Annotated in this window: 30 protein-coding genes; 11 read left to right on the top strand and 19 right to left on the bottom strand. The window is 66.7% G+C overall.

All coding sequences use genetic code 11. The features are described 5' to 3' along the window. Positions 1-13: 13 nt before the first annotated feature. Complete coding sequence (locus tag ACJ70B_RS11690) at positions 14-907, bottom strand: ABC transporter substrate-binding protein (RefSeq protein ID WP_408957166.1); 894 nt, start codon at positions 905-907, stop codon at positions 14-16. 83 nt (positions 908-990) lie between these two features. Here ACJ70B_RS11690 and ACJ70B_RS11685 point away from each other — a divergent pair, with 83 nt between their 5' ends. After that, entirely contained in the window at positions 991-1,359 is a 369-nt protein-coding gene (locus ACJ70B_RS11685) for a cupin domain-containing protein (RefSeq protein WP_408957165.1), read from the top strand. A 108-nt stretch (positions 1,360-1,467) separates the two neighbouring features. Next, a complete protein-coding gene (locus ACJ70B_RS11680) occupies positions 1,468-1,896 on the top strand; it encodes a VOC family protein (protein ID WP_408957164.1) in 429 nt (142 codons plus the stop codon). A 68-nt stretch (positions 1,897-1,964) separates the two neighbouring features. On the opposite strand, the gene ACJ70B_RS11675 is transcribed toward ACJ70B_RS11680, so the two are convergent. The 4 genes from ACJ70B_RS11675 to ACJ70B_RS11660 all read right to left on the bottom strand — a co-directional run bounded on the left by ACJ70B_RS11675 (position 1,965) and on the right by ACJ70B_RS11660 (position 4,190). Next, positions 1,965-2,519, bottom strand: a complete 555-nt coding sequence (locus ACJ70B_RS11675) for an HTH domain-containing protein (protein WP_408957163.1) — start codon at positions 2,517-2,519, stop codon at positions 1,965-1,967. 233 nt (positions 2,520-2,752) lie between these two features. Then, positions 2,753-3,148 carry an LWR-salt protein gene (lwrS, locus tag ACJ70B_RS11670; RefSeq protein WP_408957162.1) on the bottom strand — a complete coding sequence of 132 codons (396 nt, stop codon included), beginning with the start codon at positions 3,146-3,148 and terminating at the stop codon, positions 2,753-2,755. Between the two features lie 19 nt (positions 3,149-3,167). Then, on the bottom strand, positions 3,168-3,449 hold the full coding sequence (locus tag ACJ70B_RS11665; RefSeq protein WP_408957161.1) for a 4a-hydroxytetrahydrobiopterin dehydratase: 282 nt from the start codon (positions 3,447-3,449) through the stop codon (positions 3,168-3,170). Positions 3,450-3,530: 81 nt separating this feature from the next. Continuing rightward, positions 3,531-4,190, bottom strand: coding sequence for a helix-turn-helix domain-containing protein (locus ACJ70B_RS11660; protein ID WP_408957160.1), 660 nt, complete (start codon positions 4,188-4,190; stop codon positions 3,531-3,533). 174 nt (positions 4,191-4,364) lie between these two features. On the opposite strand from ACJ70B_RS11660, the gene ACJ70B_RS11655 reads away from it, so the two are divergent. Beyond that, positions 4,365-4,769: a hypothetical protein gene (locus ACJ70B_RS11655; RefSeq protein WP_408957159.1), complete on the top strand. Its 405-nt coding sequence runs from the start codon at positions 4,365-4,367 to the stop codon at positions 4,767-4,769. Between the two features lie 93 nt (positions 4,770-4,862). Further along, positions 4,863-5,135 carry a hypothetical protein gene (locus ACJ70B_RS11650; protein ID WP_408957158.1) on the top strand — a complete coding sequence of 91 codons (273 nt, stop codon included), beginning with the start codon at positions 4,863-4,865 and terminating at the stop codon, positions 5,133-5,135. Between the two features lie 100 nt (positions 5,136-5,235). Here the strand turns inward: ACJ70B_RS11650 and ACJ70B_RS11645 are convergent, their stop codons facing one another. From ACJ70B_RS11645 to ACJ70B_RS11630, 4 genes are all read right to left on the bottom strand, one after another. Then, positions 5,236-5,427: a hypothetical protein gene (locus tag ACJ70B_RS11645; protein ID WP_408957157.1), complete on the bottom strand. Its 192-nt coding sequence runs from the start codon at positions 5,425-5,427 to the stop codon at positions 5,236-5,238. A 54-nt stretch (positions 5,428-5,481) separates the two neighbouring features. Further along, on the bottom strand, positions 5,482-6,912 hold the full coding sequence (locus ACJ70B_RS11640) for an MATE family efflux transporter (protein WP_408957156.1): 1,431 nt from the start codon (positions 6,910-6,912) through the stop codon (positions 5,482-5,484). A 90-nt stretch (positions 6,913-7,002) separates the two neighbouring features. Further along, positions 7,003-8,094 carry a geranylgeranyl reductase family protein gene (locus ACJ70B_RS11635; RefSeq protein WP_408957155.1) on the bottom strand — a complete coding sequence of 364 codons (1,092 nt, stop codon included), beginning with the start codon at positions 8,092-8,094 and terminating at the stop codon, positions 7,003-7,005. Positions 8,095-8,196: 102 nt separating this feature from the next. Beyond that, positions 8,197-8,376, bottom strand: a complete 180-nt coding sequence (locus ACJ70B_RS11630) for a hypothetical protein (protein ID WP_408957154.1) — start codon at positions 8,374-8,376, stop codon at positions 8,197-8,199. A 142-nt stretch (positions 8,377-8,518) separates the two neighbouring features. Here ACJ70B_RS11630 and ACJ70B_RS11625 point away from each other — a divergent pair, with 142 nt between their 5' ends. Beyond that, positions 8,519-9,346 carry a cyclase family protein gene (locus ACJ70B_RS11625; RefSeq protein ID WP_408957153.1) on the top strand — a complete coding sequence of 276 codons (828 nt, stop codon included), beginning with the start codon at positions 8,519-8,521 and terminating at the stop codon, positions 9,344-9,346. Further along, positions 9,343-10,338: a fumarylacetoacetate hydrolase family protein gene (locus ACJ70B_RS11620; RefSeq protein WP_408957152.1), complete on the top strand. Its 996-nt coding sequence runs from the start codon at positions 9,343-9,345 to the stop codon at positions 10,336-10,338. Before ACJ70B_RS11625 ends, ACJ70B_RS11620 begins: the two co-directional genes overlap by 4 nt. A 21-nt stretch (positions 10,339-10,359) precedes the next feature. Here the strand turns inward: ACJ70B_RS11620 and ACJ70B_RS11615 are convergent, their stop codons facing one another. The 6 genes from ACJ70B_RS11615 to ACJ70B_RS11590 all read right to left on the bottom strand — a co-directional run bounded on the left by ACJ70B_RS11615 (position 10,360) and on the right by ACJ70B_RS11590 (position 13,798). Further along, positions 10,360-10,707, bottom strand: a complete 348-nt coding sequence (locus ACJ70B_RS11615) for a hypothetical protein (protein WP_408957151.1) — start codon at positions 10,705-10,707, stop codon at positions 10,360-10,362. A gap of 108 nt (positions 10,708-10,815) precedes the next feature. Further along, the gene (locus tag ACJ70B_RS11610) at positions 10,816-11,397 is read right to left on the bottom strand and encodes a GTP-dependent dephospho-CoA kinase family protein (RefSeq protein ID WP_408957150.1); all 582 of its coding nucleotides are present in this window, start codon (positions 11,395-11,397) and stop codon (positions 10,816-10,818) included. A gap of 4 nt (positions 11,398-11,401) precedes the next feature. Then, the gene (gene spt4 / locus ACJ70B_RS11605) at positions 11,402-11,599 is read right to left on the bottom strand and encodes a transcription elongation factor subunit Spt4 (RefSeq protein ID WP_408957149.1); all 198 of its coding nucleotides are present in this window, start codon (positions 11,597-11,599) and stop codon (positions 11,402-11,404) included. 2 nt (positions 11,600-11,601) lie between these two features. Further along, entirely contained in the window at positions 11,602-12,171 is a 570-nt protein-coding gene (locus ACJ70B_RS11600) for a DNA-directed RNA polymerase (RefSeq protein ID WP_408957148.1), read from the bottom strand. Continuing rightward, a complete protein-coding gene (locus ACJ70B_RS11595; RefSeq protein WP_408957147.1) occupies positions 12,172-12,564 on the bottom strand; it encodes a PIN domain-containing protein in 393 nt (130 codons plus the stop codon). Between the two features lies 1 nt (position 12,565). Continuing rightward, a complete protein-coding gene (locus tag ACJ70B_RS11590) occupies positions 12,566-13,798 on the bottom strand; it encodes a translation initiation factor IF-2 subunit gamma (protein WP_408957146.1) in 1,233 nt (410 codons plus the stop codon). A 209-nt stretch (positions 13,799-14,007) separates the two neighbouring features. Here ACJ70B_RS11590 and ACJ70B_RS11585 point away from each other — a divergent pair, with 209 nt between their 5' ends. Then, positions 14,008-14,997 carry a DUF5787 family protein gene (locus ACJ70B_RS11585; RefSeq protein WP_408957145.1) on the top strand — a complete coding sequence of 330 codons (990 nt, stop codon included), beginning with the start codon at positions 14,008-14,010 and terminating at the stop codon, positions 14,995-14,997. A 35-nt stretch (positions 14,998-15,032) separates the two neighbouring features. Here ACJ70B_RS11585 and ACJ70B_RS11580 read toward each other — a convergent pair whose 3' ends face one another. The 3 genes from ACJ70B_RS11580 to ACJ70B_RS11570 all read right to left on the bottom strand — a co-directional run bounded on the left by ACJ70B_RS11580 (position 15,033) and on the right by ACJ70B_RS11570 (position 17,786). Continuing rightward, entirely contained in the window at positions 15,033-15,857 is an 825-nt protein-coding gene (locus ACJ70B_RS11580; RefSeq protein ID WP_408957144.1) for an MBL fold metallo-hydrolase, read from the bottom strand. Between the two features lie 63 nt (positions 15,858-15,920). Further along, positions 15,921-16,250: a hypothetical protein gene (locus ACJ70B_RS11575; protein WP_408957143.1), complete on the bottom strand. Its 330-nt coding sequence runs from the start codon at positions 16,248-16,250 to the stop codon at positions 15,921-15,923. Positions 16,251-16,370: 120 nt separating this feature from the next. Continuing rightward, positions 16,371-17,786 (bottom strand): ATP-binding protein, encoded by a 1,416-nt coding sequence (locus tag ACJ70B_RS11570; RefSeq protein ID WP_408957142.1) that lies wholly within the window; start codon positions 17,784-17,786, stop codon positions 16,371-16,373. Positions 17,787-17,970: 184 nt separating this feature from the next. Here ACJ70B_RS11570 and ACJ70B_RS11565 point away from each other — a divergent pair, with 184 nt between their 5' ends. Continuing rightward, positions 17,971-18,342 (top strand): universal stress protein, encoded by a 372-nt coding sequence (locus ACJ70B_RS11565; RefSeq protein ID WP_408957141.1) that lies wholly within the window; start codon positions 17,971-17,973, stop codon positions 18,340-18,342. A 2-nt stretch (positions 18,343-18,344) separates the two neighbouring features. Further along, positions 18,345-18,932 (top strand): GNAT family N-acetyltransferase, encoded by a 588-nt coding sequence (locus ACJ70B_RS11560; RefSeq protein ID WP_408957140.1) that lies wholly within the window; start codon positions 18,345-18,347, stop codon positions 18,930-18,932. 56 nt (positions 18,933-18,988) lie between these two features. Here ACJ70B_RS11560 and ACJ70B_RS11555 read toward each other — a convergent pair whose 3' ends face one another. Then, positions 18,989-19,447 (bottom strand): universal stress protein, encoded by a 459-nt coding sequence (locus ACJ70B_RS11555; RefSeq protein WP_408957139.1) that lies wholly within the window; start codon positions 19,445-19,447, stop codon positions 18,989-18,991. Positions 19,448-19,594: 147 nt separating this feature from the next. On the opposite strand from ACJ70B_RS11555, the gene ACJ70B_RS11550 reads away from it, so the two are divergent. After that, on the top strand, positions 19,595-20,059 hold the full coding sequence (locus ACJ70B_RS11550) for a universal stress protein (protein WP_408957138.1): 465 nt from the start codon (positions 19,595-19,597) through the stop codon (positions 20,057-20,059). A 105-nt stretch (positions 20,060-20,164) separates the two neighbouring features. Further along, positions 20,165-21,433, top strand: a complete 1,269-nt coding sequence (locus ACJ70B_RS11545) for a DHH family phosphoesterase (protein ID WP_408957137.1) — start codon at positions 20,165-20,167, stop codon at positions 21,431-21,433. Positions 21,434-21,541: the final 108 nt, after the last annotated feature.

The following is a 21,541-nucleotide window of genomic DNA, read 5'->3' as shown; positions in this document are numbered from 1 at the left end:
GATCGGGTGTCGGTCACAGCGGCGCGACGACGTCGTCGATCGTCGCGTCCTCGTCGAGCAGACCGCGGGCCTGCATCCACGCGAGGTGGTCGTCGAGTTCGTCGCGGTCGACGGGCTCCGGCACTTCGTAGCGCGGAACGTCGATCTCCTCGCGGACGGCGTCGACGTCGACCGCGTCGAACAGGTCTGGCGCGACCCCCTCCTCGGCCTCGAGTAGCTCGAGGTATGTGTCCCGGAAGGCGTCCGGATCGGCGTTGATATCGGCGACCGCGCGCTCGTAGGCGCACAGGAAGGCCTCGAGCAGGTCGCGGTCGACGTCGTCGCTGCCGACGATTCCCATGTGGTTGTCGTACTCCAGCAGTCGCCGGAAGCCGAGGTGGTCGGCCAGCGTGCTATGGGGGTCGATGAGCGTCACGGCGTCGACGCGCCCCTCGTGGAGCGCTTGCAGCCGATCAGTGGGCATGCCACAGCCGACGAGATCGACCGCGTCGGCGGGGACGTGCTCCTCTAAGGCCTTCCGGGCGGTGTACTCCTGTCCCGTCCGCAGGTTGACCCCGACCGGCACGGTTGCGAGGTCGGCCGCCGTCTCGATGTCGGACTCAGGTCGGGTGAAGACGGTGTAGGGAAGGTCGGCGAAGGTGCCGTTGGCGATGATGCGACCGTCGTCCATCTCCCACGTCCGGCGGATGCTCTCCCACTTGCAGATCGGATAGAGATCCACGTCGTAGTCGTCGGTCAGCGTCTCCTCGGCGGGAATGTACTTGACCTCGACATCGCGTCGATCCCGCTCGACCAAGTCGACCGCGAGCCCCTCCTCGCGGAAGTAGCCCCGTTCGCTCGCCACCTTCTGGGGCAGCATGAACGAGAACGGGAGGTGGAACAGCCGCACCGATTGGTGTGCTAACATAGGACAATCGACACCGAAGAGCGGCTTAAAACGTTTCCATGATACGTTTATCAGTGCCGCCGTGGGGAGTGTTGCCTGTTCCTATGCAGCAGCTATCGACGACCCGCGCGGCGTTCGACGAGGTCGCCGACGGGGTGTACCTCGCGGATCTGCCGACGGGCGAACGAGCGGGAATGGTCTACTGGCGGATCGAACCTGGGGCGACGCTGCCGGTTCACGAACACGCGAACGAACAGATCGGATTCGTCGTCGAGGGCGAACTCACCGCGCTTGTCGAGGGCGAGGAATACCCCCTCGAGGCCGGCGACGCGTATCTGTTTCGGAGCAACGAGCGACACGGCGCGGAGAACCGGACGGACGAGGACGCCGTCGGTATCGGTGTCCTGGCACCGCCGCGTAAGGACCCTGACTGGCGGCAGACGCCGTCGCCGTCGCAGGCTGACCGGGCCTGACACGCGGCGGAGCGACCGTGCCAGCGGTGGCGCGTCGACCGCGCCGGCCGCGATGCCGTCACCGCCACCCCAGACAGTATCTTTGAGCCGGCCGTGGTAGCACCGCGCATGGATGCTGTCGATCACATCAACGTCGACGTCGATGCGCTCGAGCCCTGCTACGAATTCTATCGCGACACGCTCGAACTCGAACTCGTCCGCCCGCCCGCGGATTTTCGCGGTGACCACGCAATGTTTCGAGCCGGCGAGACAGTCGTCACGCTGGCCGCGACCGGCCGCGCCGAGAACTGGGACGAACGAGGGCTCGACCACCCGCTCGACAAGGCCCATCTGGCGTTCGCGACCGACCGCGACCGCTACGAGTCACTACTGGACGAGTTAGATGGCCAGTTTCCGAACCAGGGACCGTACGACTGGGACGAGTTCGAGGGGTTCTATTTCCTCGATCCGGACGGGAACCTGCTCGAGGTCGTCACGTACGACGCGCCCGACGGCGAACGGACGCGGCCGCTGCTCACGCACGCCGATGTCGAATGAGAGTCGCGGTCAGGTTGTCAGCGCGTCTCGTCGCAGTCGACACCCGACGAGACGTTGTTGGGGTGTCGTTACTGCCGTCCCCGCAGGAACGGCGTCGGCTCGTCTGACGATGTATCGAGCGGGAGGTCGAAGGCCTGCGTTTCGGCCGCGGTCAGCCACTGCTCGACGGTGTACGTTCGGCCGTCGTCCGGCCGTGGGTGATCCGTGTATGGGACGACACCCCGGAGTCGCTCGTCGTCCTCGTAGAGCGCCAGCGCCACCAGCGGGACGCGGATCCGCTCGCCCGGTTCATCGTCGACACCAAGCGGCGACGTGGGGACCTGCTGTCGACGGAAGGCCGGTTCGAGGGAGTACCCGCGACGGTCGGCCCAGCGTTCGAACTCAGCGACGAGGTCGTCACGGGTCGGCGACGACTCGTCCGCGAACGCGTGTCGCGACGGCCACTGATCGACTCGAACGCCGGCGACGGTGTCACGGTCGTCGAGGACGCGGAGGCGCTCGACGAGCGATTCGATCCGCCGAGAGGCCGCACCCGGGAGGCCGGATCGCACGTAGCACTCGATCCGAACGTCACCCCAGAGCACCGTTTCGACGGCTGGAACGGCGGGCTCATCGGCGGACATCGCTTCCCTCCGTGCGCCAAACGGCGTTCTGCGCGGCGAGCGATATGAGTCGAGTCCGCGGAGAGTCGCCGTCGTTCGGAATCGTGGATCGATGCTTACTTGTAGTCATTACCACAGCCGGCCACGAGCGGGGACATAAAGTCATGTAGAGGCATGTGCACAAATGTCATGTAGGTCGGGAACCGCCGGCGATCAGGCCGAGTAGTCAGCGAACACAGGCGAGGGAGGACGTCTCACTCGCCCGAGTCGGTAACGCGAATACTCGAGCCAAGATACTTCGAAAGCGCCTCCGGGACGGTTTCGGCCTTGAACGGCTCGAGATCGGCGGCGATCTCGGCTTTCAGCGCGTCGATGTACGCCTCGTCGGCCTGGAGTTCGCGAAAGTCGACGGCCTCGACGGTCCGCTCGGGGACGCCGAGCCACTCCGCGGCGAGCCGGCGGGCGTACGCCTCGTCGGCCACCTCGCCGTGCCACAGTGTATCGCGGAAGAACAGCCAGCCCTCGGTTCCCGGTTCCGGGGCCTCGCGAAAGAGCGTGACCGTCGTCTCTGCACTGTCCGACCCGAGGGTGACGTATGTCCGGGCGGACTCGAGGCGGACTCGAACGCGAAAGGCGTAGCTGGCGTCCATCTCGGACGGTCGCGGTCGGTCAGGCGGATCGTTCAGACTCGATCAGTTCGGCCATCTCGAGGTCATCGTCGGTGATGCCACCTTCCTCGTGAGAGGTCAGCCGGACCTCGACCTCGGAATAGCGGATGACGATCTCGGGGTGGTGAAACTGCGCTTCGGCGATCTCGCCGACCATCTGGGCGAAGTTAACGCCGCGGAGATAGTCGTCGAACTCGTAGATGCGGCCGATCTCGTCGCCCTCGCGCGTCCAGTCGTCGGGAAGGTTCGTCTCGATCTCCTCGTCGGAAAGCAAATCAGCCATGTGCGGCCGAACGCAATCCATCTAAATAACGATTGTGCCGTGCTGGCAGCCTATCGCGGCCCGTCGACCGTCGGTCCGTCGTCAATCGAGCGGTGACGTCTCGCCCGCGGGCTGGAGTTCGGCGTCGACCAGCGTCTCGTAGGCCCGGCGGAACCGCTCGGAGAGGGCCTGATGGGAGATACCCAGCTCCGCCGCCAGCTCCTCCATCGAGATGCCACGTGGGATTTCGAAGTAGCCGTGCTCGAGGGCGGCCTCGAGCGCCTCCTGCTGTTCGGGCGTCAGTCGCGTCTCGTGGTCGTCGGCGTCGGTTACGTCGGTCACTCGCCGGAGATCGGCGTTGACACCGCGGTCGATCAGCCGGTCGTAGGCGTTACAGAGCGTGTCTCGATCGCGGTAGCGAACCGTCACCCGCCACCAGCCGTCGGTCGCTCGCGCCTCGAGCAGCGAGCCGCCGTCGGCGAGCAGGTCGTCCCAGAGGCGGTTCGTGCTCGCCCCCTCCGAAAACGTCACGTCGTACAGCAGTCGTGACTCCGTTTCGACGAGGAGTTCGGCGACCTCGACTGACGGATCCGCCGCGAACGCGTCGGCGGCGGTCTCTCGATCGACGCCGGCGACCCACAGCGAGGGCCGGGTCTTCGATACTGAGGACTCGAGCTCGAACGTGGCCGCCGGCGCGCGCTCGAAGGCGGTCGCCAACGCCGTATCCGCCGCCGGAAGCCGGAGGTCGGCTATCGTCGACATCGGGCTTCGTACACCATCACGCCGTAAAAATCGCTGTTGCGGTGAGCCTGACTGTCGGCTTCGGTGATGAGAGACGGCTCGCGCCCCGACCGCTGTGAGTGGGGTGACGGACTCGCGCCCCGACCGGAACTGGCCGGCCACACCGTGAAGACCACGGGCGGGTGACCTGCGCGTATGACCGCGCGCCTCGACGACACCGACTTCGCGGAACTGGCCGCCCGGGCGCGAACGCAATCGGCAGACGCGCCGGGCTCGGACACCGAACGAGTGACGATCCGCTCGCTCGAGGCCATAAGCGCCGACTCGCTCGCGACGTTGCACGAGGCCACCGAGAGCAACCGCGTCGAGCCGGGCGAGCCCGTCTTCGTCCTCTCGCGGGCCAACGCCGACCTGCTGCTCGAGCGCGACGCCGAGATCGACGACGTGGGCGACCTCGAGTCGGCGCTGGGACGGCCGGTCCGCGTTGAGGACGACATGCCCGACGACACCGTGCTCCTGTTGGACCCCGCGGCCGTCGAGGGTGAGGAACTGGTCGCGCCCACGGGGGTCGCGTGCGGGATCGTCGGAACCGACGAGTAGCGACCGCGAGCGTCGCTCGAGCGCTTCGAAGCTGACCCGTTCTGTGAACCCGGTCCGCAAAGGCTTATAGTGTAAAACTCTCAACTACTTCCCGTGGCCTACTCCCGAACGAAGGGACGATACGTCCCCCGATCCACGTGGTTCGCACTAAGCTGTTCGACCATGCAGTTGGTGACGACCATCGCGCTCGTTGCCCTCACGGCGTCGCTGGCCGCGGTGTCGATCGGTGCAGCCGACGACGTCATGGCCATCGCGCTCGTGACCGTCGGCGTCATCGTTCTCGGCCTCGCGCTCGTCCGGCTCTTCGTCTCTCTCGAGGTGAACGGGCTCCCGCTGCTCGAGGCCGACCACGCGTCGACCACGTAACCGGAACCGTTTTTCGCCGCCGATCCGTCAGCACTGCCCCGATCGGAAACCGAGCCGCCGAACGAACTGCCTCGAGCGGCAGTGCCGAGTCGCCGCTGTGCTATCGCCCTCCCAGTCCCGCTCCGAGGGCGATACCGATCGCAATCCCCAGTGGAAGCCACAACGCGACGTTGTCCGTCACAACGCCGATCGCGACGCCGATCCCGGTTCCGATCGCGATGCCTGCGCCGAGTCGGTTCTCAGCATCGTCGCTCCCATCCGCGGCCGTCGATTCGTCGTCTCGGTCGACCATACGTTATCGATCGCGGCCAGCGAAGATAGCTGTCGGTACTGCCCTCGATTCTCCTCAACCGGGCTCCGACGACGGCCGATACCGCCGACTCACGGCTTTCCACCGGCCGGTCCGGAACAGCCAGTAGTTGATCCCGCCCGGCACGGCCGTCTCGAGAACGAGCGCCAGATAGAGCCCGCCGACGCCAAGCGGCGTGACCAGCCCGAGCGCGGCCGCGGGGAGGGCGAACGCGTACCGGCCGAGCAGCGAGGCGACGAACGGCCAGCGGGTGTCGCCGGCACCCAGGAGCGCCCCCGCCGCTGCGCCGTCGACGCCGAAGCCGACCGAACTGACCGCGCCGACGACGACGAAGACGGCGGCCTGCGCGACCGCGCCGGGGTCGGAGACGAACAGCCCCGCGATCGGCTCTGAAACCACCACGACCAGCGCTGCCACTCCGGTATAGATCACGGTCGAGAGCCGAATGATCGCCGCCCCGTAGGCGTCGGCCTCCGCCTCCTCGGCCGCGCCCAGCCGCTGGCCGACCAGCGAACTCGAGGCCAGCGACAGCCCCCAGTTGACGCTGTTGATCAGCCCGCGTACCCGCCGGCCCACCTCGAGGGCGGTGACGACGACCGGGCCGAACGTGGCGGCGATCCACAATAGCGGGAAGACGACGAGCCCCTGGGCGAGCCGGCGGCCGATCTCGGGCGTGGCAATCTCGACCAAGTGGCGGATCATCGCCGCGTCGAACAGCGGGCTCGAGCGCGTGATCGGGACGGGACTGGGTTCCATCCCGAGCAGGCCGTATGAGCGGCCGAGCATGCCCCACGCGAGGACGACCGTCACGAAGCCGCTCGCGAACGTCGTGCCGATCGCCGCGCCGGCGACGCCCATCCCGAGCCCGAAGATGAACGCGCCGCTGAGGACGATGTTGAGAACCGCCCCGCCGGCGCGGGCCATCATCTCCGTGAACGTGTCGCCGACGCCCGTGTACGTGCGGCTGGCGACGAGATTGAGCAGTTCGAAGACCACAGCCGGCGCAACGTAGACGAGGTAGGTCGTCCCGTAGCGACGCGGGGCTGGGTCAGCGTCGAACAGATCGATCAGCGGCCCGGCGAACGCGAGGAACGCAACCATAACCGGGATCGACAGCGCGACCGCGAGCACGGCGCTCTGGGAAACGGCCAGTGACGCGCGGTCAGTCGCCTCGCCGCCGTAATTCTGCGAGACGAGCGTGACGGTACCGCCCGCGAGGCCGAGCCCCAGCATCGTCACCAGCTGCCAGTAGGCGAGCGCGAACGCCAGCCCCGCGGTGCCGGCGGTGCCGACGGCGACCCCAACCATCGCGAGGTCGGCCGTCTGCTTGGACATGATCGCAAAGCCGGTGATGATCCGTGGCCACGCGAGCTCCATCGTCGGCCAGAACCGCTCGGCGTCGATGATTCCCAGACGCTCGAGCGCGGCGACGAGGAGCGAGACGACGGCCGACTGCCGCACCTTCATCGGCCGTTCTTTCGGTACCGATGCCTTCGGTCTGTCGGCCCCGGCATGCTGGCCGGCAGTCCTCGAGCGGTCGCAGCCGCGAAAGACCGTTCAGCTCCGAAGACGGGAGAGCATCGCCTTGAGATGAGCCGGAGAGACCAGCGAGGTCGGCCGGTCCATGTGAACGCCGATCTCGCCCGACAGCGCGCCCAGGCCGAGCCGCTGGACCGGTTCCGGCAACGAATACGCCCGCCGAAGCCAGCGCCCGAGTTCCTGCTCGCGCTCGAGGTCGTCGCGCCAGGCTCGCTCGTAGGCCGCGAGCGTGGTCGGTCGGTCGGGGTCGATCTCGCGGGCGGCGTGGTCGGCGCTGGTCATGCCGTACAGAATGCCACCGCCGGTGAAGGGCTTCGTCTGGGCGGCCGCGTCGCCGATGAGGAAGGCGCGGCGCGTCGTGACGCGGTCCGGCGGGCCGATCGGGATCGCGCCCGAACAGCGATGGGAGACGTCGATCTCGTAGCCGTCGATCAGCTCCTCGAAGTGTTTGGTCACCTGGACACCCGGCGGGGCCGCTAACCCGTATTCGACGCCGGCCTCGCCGCGAGGGATGCGCCACGCGAAAAAGGTCGGCGGCGTGAGGTGGACGTCGACGAAGTCCTGGTGGTCGTCCTCCTCGGAGAACGCGAGGACGCCGTGGAGCAACTCCTCTGGCTGAGGCAACTCGAGTTGGTCGCGCACCCGCGAGCGGGGGCCGTCACAGCCGGCGAGCATCTTCGCCTCGACCTCGAGGGTCCCGTCCGGACCGTTGGCGACGACCGAAACGCGGTCGCGGTGCTCGGTCACCTCGGTGACGGTGTGGTCCTCGCGGACGTCCGCGCCGGCCTCGCGAGCCAACTCTGCAAGATGGCGGTCGAGCCCGACGCGGTCGATGACGTTCGAGGCCACCTCGCGCTTGTAGAACGGGTAAGCGTCGCTGCGCGGGCCGCCGACGTGGAACCGCGCCCCGTAGATCTCGTTTTGAAACAGCTCTTCGCGAGCGCCCTCGCCCGTGTATTCCCAGACGTCCGTGCTGACGTGGCCGGAACAGGCCAGCGGCTCGCCGATCGTTCCCTTCTCGAGGGCGAGCACGTCGTAGCCGCCTTCTGCGGCCCGACGGGCGAAGCGCGCGCCCGGCGGCCCGACCCCGACGACGACGAAATCGTACATAGCCGTCGGGTTCACGCGAGGGAGTAAATAACTTCTCGAGACGCGTTCGGGAAGGCGGCCGGCGTGACAACGTCGAGGCGGTCCGCCCTGATCCGTCGGCCCTCAGCTGGACGGGGACGGTGCAGTCCCTCGACTCATCGCGAAAATCGCTAGGAGAAGCGCCAGCCCCAGCACCGAGTACTGAACGTACCACACGGCCCCCTCGAGAAGCGCAACCCCGGCGACGGTAAGCGCCATGGCCGTCGTCAGGAGCGCGACCCAGGAATCGTCCTGCTCGTCCATAGGATCAAGTTAAACTACCAACAACTAATACATATCGGCTTCCGATTACCAGGCGACTCATCCGACGCGCGCTCGAGCGAGTGCGAACTCGTAGACGACCGGTGGAGGTACGCTTACGTGGCTTCCCCGAATCGTGACCATCATGCGCGATTTGTTGACAGCCGACGATACCACGCTGATCGATCTCAGCATCGGCCTCGAGGACGGCGTCGCGAGCGAACCCACACCGCCGACGATCGACGCCTTCGACCACGAAGCAGGCGCGGAACGGCTCGCCGAGAATCTACAGGCACAGGGGTACGACGTGGACGCGGAGGACTTCCCCGACGGCATGGGGCTGGCCTGGGAGGCCCTCGAAGTTATCCCCCACGCCGGCACCCACATGGACGCGCCCTGGCACTACGGCCCCGAGGTCGACGGCGAACCGGCAAAGACGATCGAGGAAATTCCCCTCGAGTGGTGTCGCGGGAACGCGGTCGTCCTCGACTTCCGGTGGATGGAGCCCGGCGCGGAGATCGGCGTCGGCGACCTCGAGGATGCCCTCGACGACCTGAACCACGAGCTTTCGCCCGGCGAGATCGTCCTGATCCAGACCGGGGCCGACGAGTTGTGGGGCCAGCCCGAGTACCTGACCGAATTCCCCGGCATGAGTGCCGAGGGGACGAAACACCTCGTCGAACAGGGGGTCAAGGTGATTGGAACGGATGCCTACGGCTTCGATAAGCCCTTCGCCGCGATGGGCGAGCGGTACGTCGAGTCGGGCGACGAAGACGAGCTCTGGCCGGCCCACGTCGCCGGCCGCGAGGTCGAGTACTGCCAGATCGAGAAGCTGGCGAACTTAGACGCCCTCCCACGAAAGACCGACGTACCGATCGCCGCCTTCCCCATTAAAATCGAGAACGCCAGCGGCGGCTGGGTGCGACCGGTCGCCGTTCTCGAGGCCGACAAGACGGGGGGTGAGACCGCATGAAACTCGCGACCGTCGAAGTCGACACCCCCGTCGGTCCCGTTGAACGGATCGGAGCCGTCGACGAGTCGACCGAATCGGACGACGCGCCAGCCGGCGACGCGACCCTCGTGGACCTCACCGCCGCCTACGGCGCTGCCCTCGAAGCCGAGGGCGAACCCGCGCCTGCGGACCTCGCCCGCGCGCACGTTCCGCCGGAGATGATCGCCTTCTTAGAGCGCGGCGATCGGGCGATCGACGACGCGCGCGAGGCCGTCGAGTACGCGACCGAGACCGACGCCGAGCGCGGCCCCGGCGGCGCGAAACTCCGGTACGAGCCCGGCGAGTACCGACTGCTCGCACCCTTGCCGCGGCCCAACTCGATGCGCGACTGCATGGCCATCGAAGAGCACGTCCAAAACAGCATGGACGGCGACATCGCGGATGTCTGGTACGACCTGCCGGTCTACTACAAGGGCAACGCCGACAGCGTCGTCGCGCCCGGCGAGACGATTCGGTGGCCGGACTACTCCTCGATTATGGACTACGAACTCGAGATCGCCGCCGTGATCGGAAAACGCGGCCGCGACATCCCGGCCGAGGAAGCCGAGGAACACATCGCCGGCTACACGGTCTTCAACGACTTCAGCGCTCGAGACATCCAAGGTCAGGAGATGGAGGGCCGGCTCGGTCCCGCGAAGGGCAAGGACTTCGCGAACGGGCTCGGACCGTACTTCGTCCCTCGCGAGGACATCGACGTGCTCTCCGCCCCGATGACCGCTCGAATCGACGGCGAGGTCTGGTCCGAGGGCACCGTCGACGAGATGTACCACTCCTTCGCGGCGATCGTCGAACACATCTCCCAGTCCGAGACGCTCCACCCCGGCGACGTGATCGGCAGCGGCACCGTCGGCGAGGGCTGTGGCCTCGAGCTCGGCCAGTTCCTCGAAGACGGCGACACCGTCGCACTTGAGATCGAGGGCATCGGCACCCTCGAGCACACCGTCCTCGAGTGAGCCGCGTTGGCGTCCCAGCCCCTAGGGTCGACGGTCTCTCGGCTCGTCCTCGTACGCGGCGGCCGCGGTGAGGAGGAATCCGATGACGCCGAGATAGCCGACGAAGAAGACGCCGCCGGTGCTGAAGACACCGATACCGAACACGCTCGCACCGAAGATACCGACCGCGTGCCCGATCGAGTCCGCCGTTTTCTCGAAGGTGAGCCCCTCACGGGAGAGCAGACTCGGGTTTCGAGCGACGAAATACGACCAGCCGGTGTATAGCGCACTCACGCCAGTGATGACGGTCCAGTCGGGTCGTGCCATCGTCACCACCGCCATGCCGATGCTCGCGCCGACAGCAACCGCGATGGCAAGCGCTCTATTCATAGAACTAACATGATGAAGAACGCGATTATATGTTGGGAAACGCGGTAGAAACGACTCTCGGTCGGAAGCGATTGACCCGCGGTTTCAGGGGTGTGAGACGCCCAGCGGTCAGCCCTCGTCGCTCGAGCCCTCGAGCAAGGCCCAAAAGCGCTCGGTATTGCCCTCGAAGCGCTCGAGTAACTCGCGCATCTCCGCGCGGTGCTCGTCGGTGATCTTGACGTGGACCATCCCCTCGTTGGGTTGCCCGTAGACGACGCTCGCGCCGTCGGGGGCGGCGACGATGGCCGGCAGTGCAACCAGATCCTCCTCGCCCTCGACCAGAATCGTGGTCGGGTCGTCGGTTGCGAGCGCGCGCCGGAACGCTCGAACGACTGGCGCGCCGAGTTCGGCGGGCGGGTTTTTCACGTCGATGCTCGCGCCCTCGGTGACTGCCTCGCGGATCTCCTCGGTGACGGCTTCGCGCTTGGTCCGACCGTCGACGAGCGCCACGTCGGGTCGTCGACCCGCCTGCAGGAAGTGGTAGGTGACGACGTCGCCGACGGCGATCAACGGGCCGTCGACGGTCTCGAGGAGCCGGTCGGCGTCGGTCTCGATGGGGCCGAGCGGCTCTTTGAGTTCGTGTCGGAGGTCATCGGGTAAGACCAGTAGCTGTTCGTCGTCGCTGGCGTCGTCGCGGGTGTCGCGAGTCACGGTGTCAACGGACCTTTAGGGCGTACGCGCCCGGTTCGGTGATCTGCATCTCCGTCGCGATCTGGCTGTCCTCAGGGTGGGCGATGATGACGTAGCCCGCCCAGTCTTCGGTCAGCGACGAGGAGTTGCAGGCCTCACAGGTCTCGGCGTCGGGGTCGTTGACGCGGTGACACTCGCGGCAGACGAGGCGGTCGGATGCCATGGTTATTCACCTGCGGTCGCTTCGCGCTTCTCGCGTTCTTCCTCGAGCCAATCGTGCTTGCCGAGGCCGGGCTGTTTCGCGGTGAGCCCGATCTTGGAATCGCGGGGGTTGCGCTCGTCGATGCTCTTAGTGACGATGCGGGCCCGGACGGCGTCGTCGACGCCGAGTGACCGTGCAGACTCGTTCGAGGCGAGGCGCTGGTTCTCGCCGTCGAAGGCCAAGTACTCGTCGCTGATCTGCGAGACGTGGAGCAGCCCGTCGACGGGGCCGATGCCGACGAAGGCCCCGAACTCGACGACTTCGACCACGGTGCCGTCGACGACTTCCTGCATCTGCGGATCGAAGGTGACGGCGTCGAACTCGGCCTCGTAGTAGACGCCCGGCCGGTTGGGCAACACCGTCCCCTCGCCGATGTCCTGGACCTCGGTGACGGAGACGACGCTGCCGACCTCCTCGTCCATCCGTCCCTCGAGTTTGTCCTGGAGCAGTCGCTTGACGAGATTCGGCGAGACATCGCCGAGGTCCTCCGGCGGTACTTCCACTGTATCCTTCAATCTGACCCGTTTGTACATCTATGGTTGAGTGATTGCTAACTTGTTTCTCCCGCGTAATGCAATTACCGGTATACTCGCCTCGAGTACCCGGTCGCGAAGCGGGCGGTCGTTCGTGACGACGTAGTCGACTGCGCCCTCGCGGGCGAGTTCGACGAGCGCGTCGTCAGCGTACGATGCTTCCGTGTCGACGGCGAGACAGCGTTCGGTCGCCAGGTCGTGGCCGACGTTCGCGGCCGTCCCCTCTTCACCGCCCTTCTCGGAGAGACGGCGCAGTTCCTCGAGGACAGCCTGCGGAATCGTGGGTTCGTAGTCATTTACGAGCCGCTCGAGTTCGTCGAACAGCCGTACGTCGAGTTCGACGGGCATCATGAGCGCGCTCGTGTCGAGGGCGACCCGCGTCCGCGTCGCCATGCTATTCGGTGAGCGTTCCGAGACCGATCAGTCGCCAGCGCGCGCCGATGCGGCGGTTGATCGCGATTTTCGTCCCCGGCTCGGCGGCGACGGGTCGTTTGAGGTTGACCTCGCACTCGCCTTCGCGGGCGCTGGTGACGGCTCCGACGGTCGTCGCGGTGCCGACGGTCATCATCAGCGGTTCGCCGGTGGAGATCTCGTCGACCGTCTCGCCGCTTTCGGCCCCGACGACCCGCTCGAGCAGGTCGACTTCCATGGTGAATTCGTTCCACGTCGGCGGGAGTGAGTCCGGCGGGCCGGCCATCCGCCCGGCCAGTGCGTCGCCTTTGGTAAGCGAGGGGTCGAGACCGGTGCCGACGCCGAGTAAGCCACCTGGCGTGACGGTGTCGACGGTCTCGCCGCCGGCCTGTAGCGAGCGGACGGTCGTCTCGATCGGGACGTACTCGGTCCGGCCGCCCTCCTCGACCTCGCGGCCGGGGCGGATCTCGATCTCATCGCCGACCTCGAGTTCGCCTTGAACGAGACTGCCGCCGAGGACGCCGCCGGAGAGGTCTGCTGCCTTCGTGCCGGGTTTGTTAATGTCGAAACTACGGGCGACGTGCATCCGGGGATCGGCCCCGGGATCCCGTTCGGGGGTGGGGATCTCCTCTTCGATAGCCTGAATGAGCAGATCGAGATTGACCTCCTGGCCCGCGGAGACGGGGACGATCGGGGCGTCTTCGGCGACCGTGCCGGAGACGAACTCCTTGATCTGATCGTAGTTGTTGCGAGCGGTGTCGGCGTCGACCAGATCGACCTTGTTCTGGGCGATGACGATGTTGTCGATACCGATGATATCGAGCGCCATCAGGTGCTCTTCGGTCTGGGGCTGGGGGACGGGCTCATTGGCGCTGACGACCAGCACCGCGCCGTCCATCAGCGACGCGCCGGAGAGCATCGTCGCCATCAGGGTCTCGTGCCCCGGGGCGTCGACGAACGAGACGGTCCGGAGCGGCTCGCTTTCCGAGCCGTCCGCACACTCCTCCTCGACGGTGTAACAGTCGGGCTCCTCGAGGCCCTCGCAGTAACGGAACGTCGCGTCGGCGTAGCCGAGCCTGATTGAGATCCCGCGTTTCATCTCCTCTGAGTGCTGATCAGTCCACGAGCCGCTGAGGGCTTGCACCAGCGTCGTCTTGCCGTGGTCGACGTGACCGACGAGCCCGATGTTCACCTCCGGTTGTCGATTTCCTGCCATAAGACGAGAGTAATCTTAGGTAGAGGTTCCGCTGTGCGCTTGATAAAGGTTGCGAGCTATCGCCGCTCGTCGAGCGACGGAATGTGTCCGACGGTAGCGCCGCGCACGGGACCGCCATTCGTCCGAATCGAACGACGAGCGTCCGCTTCGGATCGGGTCGTCGACGCCGAACCCGACGGCTTTTCTCGCGTCCGCCCCGTACTCCGAACGTGTCGGAATTTGCGTTCGAACTCGAGTTGTGTGCACACCTCGAGTCGCGCCGGGAGGGGATCGTTGCCCGCCAGCTCGGCGCGAGCGTCGCCGATCCCGGCGGCCGGATCCTCGACGTCGTCTGCGTCGAGCCCGGTCCCGAGTTCGACGACCGCGTCGCGCTCACGAGCGAATCGATCCCCGACGCAGCCATCGAATCCGCGGTCGGAACCGGCCGGGCGCGCTACTGGAAGGACGCGTTCGACTGTCACCCCGAGCGCGCCCGCAGCGCCGTCGAGCGGGCGCTCGAGATCGGTTTCTTCGAGCGCGATCATGGGGCGAGCGCCGACAGCGGCCGCGACTACGTCCGGCAGGTCGCCCGCTATCCGGACTGGTACGGCCGGATCGTCGGGATCGAGAACAAGCCGGATCTCGGCCGGCCGGGCGATCTCGAGGCGCAGTTGCGGACGGACGCGAGCCTCGCCGTCGTCGACGAGGCGATCCTTGCGACCGAGAGTTACGTCACGCGCGCCCACCTGAACCGCATCCCCGAGGAGATCGGCGTCTGGCGGGTCCACCGTGACGAGGGCGAGATCGACGTGATCCGCGAGCCGGTATCGCTGCCCGTCGACGAGCCGGGAATCGAGCCGCTCGCGTTCCTCCCCGGTCGGACCGAAATCGAAGTCGTCGCCCCCGGGGAGAAGGCCCGCGCCCGTCGCCGGCTCGCCGAACGGGCCTACGGCAAGGGTTGGCGAACGTACGGGTTTCCCGACTGCGCGGCCTGTCAGGCCGACGACGCGACCGGCGCGACGCTTCCCTACTGCGACTGGAAGGATCGAGTCGTCGACGCCGCGACGGAGTGTGGAGCCGCGTGTTCAGAATACGAGTCGGCCGCGGTTCCAGCCGACGACGAAGCCCTCGAGGCCGAACGCGACAGCCGAACGCCGTGGCGGGCGAATCCCGACGGAAAACGGCGACGGCAGTCCGGCCTCGATCGGTACGGTTGCTGACCGGCCGGTCGCTCGCCCGCTCGAGTCGCGGCGAGCTACAGGACGTACTGCTCGCCGTCGACGGCCAGCGGCTCTTCGAAGGCCTCCTCGGCGGGGTAGAAGTGTGCAACGTGAACCAGCCGCGTCTGCGCTGCGTTCAGGTCGTCGGCCAGCGCGAGCGCCCCCTCTCGCGTCATGTGTTTCGTTCCGAACGTTCGGGGGACGCCGTCGCCGTCCTCGTGGCGGCCGCCCAGCGGGTGGTACTCACAGAGGTCGGCGGGGACGATGCCGTCGGCCAGCAGGAGATCGGGATCGGCGAGCACCTCGCGGGACCGGTCCGGAAGTCCGTAACTCGTATCGCCCGACAGCGAGAGCTTCGCGCCGGTCTCGGGATCCTCGATCGCGAGCCCGTAACAGAGCAGCGGCGGGTGATCGACCGGCACCAGCGTCACGTCGAACCCGCAGACTCGAGTCGGCTCGAGCGGCGTTGTCGGCACCACGGAGACGGCGTCGAGGTAGTGGTAGTCGTCCTGAACCGTCCCGGCGACGCTCTTGCCGGTCTCGGGGTCGGTCTCGTCGGCCGCGTACACCGCGAGATCGTCGAGGACGCGGAAGACGTTGCCCAGCCCGTCGAGGTGGTCGAAGTGAATGTGCGTGACGACTGCCGCGTCGGGCAACGAGACCTCGTCGCGGAGGAACTGAGAGCGAAAGTCCGGGCTGAAATCGAGTAGCAGCGACTCGCCGGTCCGTTCGTTCTCGACGTGAACCGAAAAGCGCGTGCGCTCGACGCCACGCTCGCGGGCCGCGGTGCAGGTATCGCAGTCACAGCCGACGGTCGGCGTCCCGGTCGTGTCGCCGGTGCCGAGCAGGGTCACCCGCATCGGCGGCTCACCTCGCCGGAACCCGCCGGGGGTCGGAGCGCCGGCACAGCGAGGGCGGTCGCCCTACACATACGCTCGCCCATCCTCGAGCGCCGTCTGCACGAACGGATGCTCCTCGTTCTCCTCGAATCGGTCGGCCGGCAGGACGTGCAGGGAGACGACGACGCCGTGCTCGAGTCCGACGGTTTCGGCGAGGCGCTCGAGTTCTCGTTCGACCGTCGGTTCGGCGTCCTCGAGGACCAGCAGTATCTCGACCTCGGTGTGGACGCCGCGGTCGTCGCCTCGGACGGCCGCGCCGAACGCGATGAGGTGCCGGATCGACTCGTCGTGGGCCGCCCGTGCCTGCTCTGCGAACGCGTCCGCAGCGTCCCCTGCTGGCGCTTCATCGCTCATGCGTCGTGATAGACGGCCGTCGCATAAAGGGTATGCTGTTCGCCGGACGCCGTCGGACGAATTCGTCGTCAGATAGCCGCCGTCGAGCGACGCGAACACGAAGCGCCTCGAGCAGCAGAATCAGTGGTCGTGGTCGTGATCGTGCGAGTGGCCACCGTCGCTGGCGGCGTCACCGAGGTCACCGCCGGCGACGAGCGCATCGTGGTCGCCGCCGATCATGTCCATGTTCTTCAACGTGTCGCGCTCCTCGAACTCCTCGACGGCGTTGAGCAAGTCCTCCTGTGTAAGCTCGGTCCGATCCTCGGTCAGCGCCTCGAGCACCGCTTCGCGCAAAACCATCCGGAGGTCGCTGCCGGTCAGCCCTTCGGTCGCCTCGGCGATGAGATGGGGATCGAACTCGTCGATCTGCATCCGCTGGGTGATGACCGTGAGGATGTCGGCCCGCATGTCGTAGTCGGGCTTGGGGAAGTTGATGATCTCGTCGAAGCGCCGCCAGGCGGCGTCGTCTAACTGATCGGGGTGATTGGTCGCGCCGATGAGCAGGACGTCGTCCTCGATCAGCGAGACGTTGTCGATGCTCTTGAGCAGGGTGTTGACGGCGCGCTTGAGCGCGGCGTGTTCGTCGCTACGCCGGGTCTTGGCAACGAAGTCGAACTCGTCGATAAAGAGGATACACGGCGAGAGCCGCTTTGCGACCTCGAAGGTCTTGTCGACGTTTTTGGCCGTTTCGCCCAGATACTGCGAGGTGATCATCGAGAGCTTGACCTCGACGAACGGCAGGTCCATGTCCTGAGCGAGCGCTTGCGCAGTCGAGGTCTTGCCAGTCCCCGGCGGCCCGACGAACAGCAGTTTGCCGATCTCGCGTAGACCGATATCGGAGAGGTACTCACGGTGTTCGATCGCCTTCGAGATCTTGTCGAGTTCGTTCTCCTGATCTTGGGTGAGGACCAGGTCGTCGAGCGTCGTCTCGACCTCCTCGGGGGCGCGGACCTCGACGAGGTCGAGCATCTCCTCGTCTTCTTCCTCGTCGAAGTACTCGTCGAGCAGGCCGTCAATCCAGACACGATCGGCTTGAATCGGCCGGTTCCGGTCGCGAGCCTCCTCGTGGGTCGCAGCGAACTCGTAGTCGTCGTGGCGCTCGAAGTGCTTTGTCAGGGTCGGGTTCTCGAGCAGGCGCTCGGCGTCGATCCGTTCGGCAAACCACTCCTCGGCCATGGCCTGTTGGGCGAGCGTGATCGTGCCGGAGAACTCGTCGCGCTCGGTGAACATCAGATCGGCGACGGCCTCCCACGGTCGGTCGACGTCGGTCGCCTCACGTGCGGTACTGGTCGTCACCGACAGCGGGCGGCTGATCCCGGCGGGTTTCCGGTTGCCCCCGTCGTTGCCCCCGTCTCCCCCGCTCTCATCGTCGACGCCGCCGGTCCAGTAGACCCGGCGGAACGACGGCGGGAGGTCGTTCTCGTCTAGCGTCCGGTCGTCCGAATACACGCTCGTCGTGAGCAAGAACTCTACGACATCGAGCGCCGCGTCACTCATTCCGTGAACGTATTCACCACACGTTCTTAACAGCGTCGTCCCGCGCGGCACATGTGATTTCATCCCACAGTCGTGCGCCACAGACACGGCGGTCGGTCCCGCCGTGCGAGCCACAGCGGACCGCGCCATCGCGCCCCGCTCGAACGGCACAACCGTTTTCGTCCAGCGGCTCACAGTCAGGGGTATGAACGTGTTGCTGGGTCTCGGCGGCAGCGACGAGTCGGTGAAGACGCTGCGACGGACCATCGAGCGGACGCGCGAAGTCGGTGACGAACTCACCGTCGTCGTCGTCGATAAACCCGAGTCGAAGCGCTCGCAAGCGGAGATGCACCGGGAAGCGGTCGACGAACTCGAGGGGGCCGGACTCGACGATGCCACCGTCGAGACGCTCGAGGGCGATCCGGGGAGTGCGCTGGTCAACTACGCCGAACAGGGCGAGTACGATCAGCTCGTCATCGGCGGCGGTACCCTGAGCCCGATGGGGAAGATCCAGCTCGGGCCGATCACCGAGTTCGTCCTGCTGAACGCGCCAACGACGGTCAAGCTGGTGCGATAACGATGGCGGGTTCGCGTCAGTATCCCGACGAACCGTCCGGCCCCTTCCCCTCGCCGCCGACGACGGTCGAAGACCGGAAGGAACGAACGATCGAGATTCAGGCACCGGCCGAGTTCGCCGGCGAACCGCTCGACGACGTCGTCGAGATGTACACCGAGTTCGACCCGGCCGATCGAGCACAGGGGATCCCGCCGACCGGCGACGCTCGCATTCGCGACTGGCTCGAGACGATCGGCGACTACAGCGTCAACGTGGTCGCCCGCCACGACGGCGATGTCATCGCCCACGCGATGTTGGTCCCCGACACCGACGAGCCGTCCGCAATCGGGGACAACAGCGAGATCGAATGGGAGCTCGCGATCTTCGTCCTGCAGGCCTACCAGCGGGCCGGCATCGGGACGGTGTTGCTCAAGAACCTGCTGGGCCATGCGGGCGAGATCGGGATTAGCCACGTCTGGCTGACGGTCGAACGGTGGAACAATCCGGCGATTGCCCTCTACGAGCGGGTCGGCTTCGAGTCGACCGGGACCGAGAGCTTCGAACAGGAGATGGCGATCCTGCTTGAGGCCGGCGAAGGCGACGACTGCTGACCGCGTTTCCACCGCACACGACCAGCGATATCCGATTATACGACAATACGGGCAAACTACACCGACAGCACGGGCTGGCTCGCATAGGAGAGGACGTACTCGGCGGCCTTCTCGAGGACCTCCGTCTCGGTGCCGGTGACCGGTTCCCGGGGGAGGACGATAAAGTCAGCGTCGACGTCGTCGGCGGTGTCGAGGACGACGTTGCCGGGGTGGCGGGTCTTCCGAGTCCGCGAGAAGCCGTCGTCGATGGAGGTGACGAGTGACACGTCGGCCTCGTCGGCGACCTCGCCGATATCGTCGAAAAAGCCCTGGGTGTTCTCCGCCACGTCAGCTTCGTCGACGGTACCGGCGTCCAGCCCGTAGACGACGCCGCGTCCGAGGATGAACAGCGCGTGGACGGTGGCGTCGTACCGATCGGCGATGGCGACGGCGTATTCGACGGCGGTGGCTGACTCGTCGCTCCCGTCGACCGGCGCGAGGACGGTGTCGACGGTAAACGGCTCGCTGGCGTCCATACGCGGCAGTGGGCGGCCCGAAACAAAAAAGCCACCCACGTCGTCGGACCGCGAACGTCGTTGTCTCGGGCATTCACGTCCCGGTCGACGGCGTCGCTCGTAATTCGAACGGGGATATTTAAGCGATCGCGGCGGTAATCACGGCCTATGTTCGATACGGTCGTGATCGCCACCGACGGTTCCGACAGCGTGAAACGAGCCGTCGACACCGCGCTCGATCTCGCCGACCGGTTCGACGCCGAGGTCCACGCGCTCTCGGTGATCGACGCCAGCGAGGTCGATGCATCACCGCAACAGCTCCGGGACGAACTCGAGACCGCCCTCGAGACGACCGCCGACGCCGCGCTCGCCACCGTCGAAGAGCACGCGGACCGAGACGTGACGACGGCGGTTCGCGAAGGCCATCCTGCCGCCGAGATCTGCGAGTATGCCCGCGAGATTGACGCCGACGTGATCGCGACCGGAACCCGCGGCCGCCACGGCGAGAATCGACTCCTGCTTGGCAGCGTCGCCGAGCGGATCGTCCGCACCTCGCCCGTTCCCGTACTGACGGTCCGGCAACTCGATCTAGCGGGCGAGGACGACGAGACCGAGACGATTGCAGACGCCTGACCGCGGGTCGGTCGACGGCGAGAGTGGTCGAGGCGACCACTCCGCGATACGGCCCTGGCTCGCGATACCGGCGGTTACTTCCCCGCCGGTCACGCAGCAGGGAGCATGTACGACGAACTCATCGAGAGCGGTGATCTCCCTCTTGCTCGCAAATCTGTGCTCCCTGGAACCGGCTTCTTCCTTCCCGACACGCTCGAGGAGGACTTAGAGGACCAACAGACCGAAGCGGCGCTCGAGGGAGCCGACGTCGCGGTCATCGCAGACCCGGACGCCGACGGACTGGCGTGCGTCGCGCTCATCCGGGAGGCCTACGGTGACGTACAGAACGTGCCCGAGCCCGACGATAGTGGGGCCGGCGGCGACGAGGGACCGGAACCGGCCGCCGACGCGACGGACGACGCGAACGAGCCGACCGTCGTCGCCGCAGCCGGCGAGGCCGACGAGCCGCTCGAGGAACCCGAACCGACGCCGCACAACGTCGCGCTCGTCCCCGCCAGTCCCCACGACGTGGAGGACGCGCTGGCTCGCGTCGCCGAGTACGGCGACGAGGGGATCGATATTTTCGTCTGCGACCTCGCACCGGACAGGTACGAGTACGTCGAGGACGAACTCGCCGCGGCGCTCGAGACCGCCGACCGGATCGCGTGGTACGACCACCACCAGTGGGGCGACGACGTGGCGCAGGCGGTCCGCGACGCCGGCGTCGACCTCGTCGTCGGCGACTCCGACGAGGAATGCAGCGCCGACGTGGTCTATCGCTCGCTCGAGTACGACTTCGATCCGCTGTACGAGGAGCTGGCCGCCGTGACTCGGGACCACGACCTCTGGCTACGCGAGGACCCGCGCAGCGACGATCTGGCGGACTACGCCTACTGGACTGACCCCGCCGAGTACGTCGAGGTCGTCCGCGAGCACGGCGTCGACCTGCCCGAGTGGGTCGAGGACTACATCGCCGAGCGCCGCGTCGAGAAGGAAGCGCTCATCGAGCAGGCCGTCGGCCGAGCGGAACTCCGCGAAATCGGGGGGTACACGGTCGGGGTCACCTACGGCCGGTGTTCCCAAAACGAGGTCGCGGAAGCCATGCGCGAGCAGGGAGCCGACGCCTCGGTGATCGTCAAACCCGCCGGGTCGGCCTCCATCCGCGGCACCGATGACTTCGACCGCTGCCACGAGGTCGCCGGGAAAGTAAACGGCGGCGGTCATCCGAAGGCTGCTGGCTGTAAGCCCGACATCTACGACGATATGCTCGACTACGCAAACCATTGGACGACCCGCGGTGCCGTGACGAAGCAGGTCATCCTCGATGCCTTCCGCGACGTCGTCGAAGAAGCGAGCGAGGATGCCGAGAGCGACTCAGAAGCGAGCGAGGACTGAGAGCTCAATCCATTCAGATCAGTCACCCGGCATGCGGTGGCGCGCGCTGTGCCGCGGTGAGGCGAACGAGGCGCAAGCCGTGAGCGCACGACGAACCGCGGGCCAACT

Origin of the sequence: Natrinema sp. 74 (assembly GCF_046097095.1) — an archaeon.
Lineage (GTDB): Archaea > Halobacteriota > Halobacteria > Halobacteriales > Natrialbaceae > Natrinema.
Note: the sequence above shows the minus strand (reverse complement) of the source record. Positions and strands in the feature narration are given on the sequence as shown.

Excerpts from the sequence above, each read along its gene's own strand:
- ACJ70B_RS11690 (WP_408957166.1), bottom strand. The coding sequence starts at position 907 with ATGTTAGCACACCAATCGGTGCGGCTGTTCCACCTCCCGTTCTCGTTC.
- ACJ70B_RS11685 (WP_408957165.1), top strand. The coding sequence starts at position 991 with ATGCAGCAGCTATCGACGACCCGCGCGGCGTTCGACGAGGTCGCCGAC.
- ACJ70B_RS11680 (WP_408957164.1), top strand. The coding sequence starts at position 1,468 with ATGGATGCTGTCGATCACATCAACGTCGACGTCGATGCGCTCGAGCCC.
- ACJ70B_RS11675 (WP_408957163.1), bottom strand. The coding sequence starts at position 2,519 with ATGTCCGCCGATGAGCCCGCCGTTCCAGCCGTCGAAACGGTGCTCTGG.
- lwrS (WP_408957162.1), bottom strand. The coding sequence starts at position 3,148 with ATGGACGCCAGCTACGCCTTTCGCGTTCGAGTCCGCCTCGAGTCCGCC.
- ACJ70B_RS11665 (WP_408957161.1), bottom strand. The coding sequence starts at position 3,449 with ATGGCTGATTTGCTTTCCGACGAGGAGATCGAGACGAACCTTCCCGAC.
- ACJ70B_RS11660 (WP_408957160.1), bottom strand. The coding sequence starts at position 4,190 with ATGTCGACGATAGCCGACCTCCGGCTTCCGGCGGCGGATACGGCGTTG.
- ACJ70B_RS11655 (WP_408957159.1), top strand. The coding sequence starts at position 4,365 with ATGACCGCGCGCCTCGACGACACCGACTTCGCGGAACTGGCCGCCCGG.
- ACJ70B_RS11645 (WP_408957157.1), bottom strand. The coding sequence starts at position 5,427 with ATGGTCGACCGAGACGACGAATCGACGGCCGCGGATGGGAGCGACGAT.
- ACJ70B_RS11640 (WP_408957156.1), bottom strand. The coding sequence starts at position 6,912 with ATGAAGGTGCGGCAGTCGGCCGTCGTCTCGCTCCTCGTCGCCGCGCTC.
- ACJ70B_RS11635 (WP_408957155.1), bottom strand. The coding sequence starts at position 8,094 with ATGTACGATTTCGTCGTCGTCGGGGTCGGGCCGCCGGGCGCGCGCTTC.
- ACJ70B_RS11630 (WP_408957154.1), bottom strand. The coding sequence starts at position 8,376 with ATGGACGAGCAGGACGATTCCTGGGTCGCGCTCCTGACGACGGCCATG.
- ACJ70B_RS11625 (WP_408957153.1), top strand. The coding sequence starts at position 8,519 with ATGCGCGATTTGTTGACAGCCGACGATACCACGCTGATCGATCTCAGC.
- ACJ70B_RS11620 (WP_408957152.1), top strand. The coding sequence starts at position 9,343 with ATGAAACTCGCGACCGTCGAAGTCGACACCCCCGTCGGTCCCGTTGAA.
- ACJ70B_RS11615 (WP_408957151.1), bottom strand. The coding sequence starts at position 10,707 with ATGAATAGAGCGCTTGCCATCGCGGTTGCTGTCGGCGCGAGCATCGGC.
- spt4 (WP_408957149.1), bottom strand. The coding sequence starts at position 11,599 with ATGGCATCCGACCGCCTCGTCTGCCGCGAGTGTCACCGCGTCAACGAC.
- ACJ70B_RS11600 (WP_408957148.1), bottom strand. The coding sequence starts at position 12,171 with ATGTACAAACGGGTCAGATTGAAGGATACAGTGGAAGTACCGCCGGAG.
- ACJ70B_RS11595 (WP_408957147.1), bottom strand. The coding sequence starts at position 12,564 with ATGGCGACGCGGACGCGGGTCGCCCTCGACACGAGCGCGCTCATGATG.
- ACJ70B_RS11590 (WP_408957146.1), bottom strand. The coding sequence starts at position 13,798 with ATGGCAGGAAATCGACAACCGGAGGTGAACATCGGGCTCGTCGGTCAC.
- ACJ70B_RS11580 (WP_408957144.1), bottom strand. The coding sequence starts at position 15,857 with ATGCGGGTGACCCTGCTCGGCACCGGCGACACGACCGGGACGCCGACC.
- ACJ70B_RS11575 (WP_408957143.1), bottom strand. The coding sequence starts at position 16,250 with ATGAGCGATGAAGCGCCAGCAGGGGACGCTGCGGACGCGTTCGCAGAG.
- ACJ70B_RS11570 (WP_408957142.1), bottom strand. The coding sequence starts at position 17,786 with ATGAGTGACGCGGCGCTCGATGTCGTAGAGTTCTTGCTCACGACGAGC.
- ACJ70B_RS11565 (WP_408957141.1), top strand. The coding sequence starts at position 17,971 with ATGAACGTGTTGCTGGGTCTCGGCGGCAGCGACGAGTCGGTGAAGACG.
- ACJ70B_RS11560 (WP_408957140.1), top strand. The coding sequence starts at position 18,345 with ATGGCGGGTTCGCGTCAGTATCCCGACGAACCGTCCGGCCCCTTCCCC.
- ACJ70B_RS11555 (WP_408957139.1), bottom strand. The coding sequence starts at position 19,447 with ATGGACGCCAGCGAGCCGTTTACCGTCGACACCGTCCTCGCGCCGGTC.
- ACJ70B_RS11550 (WP_408957138.1), top strand. The coding sequence starts at position 19,595 with ATGTTCGATACGGTCGTGATCGCCACCGACGGTTCCGACAGCGTGAAA.
- ACJ70B_RS11545 (WP_408957137.1), top strand. The coding sequence starts at position 20,165 with ATGTACGACGAACTCATCGAGAGCGGTGATCTCCCTCTTGCTCGCAAA.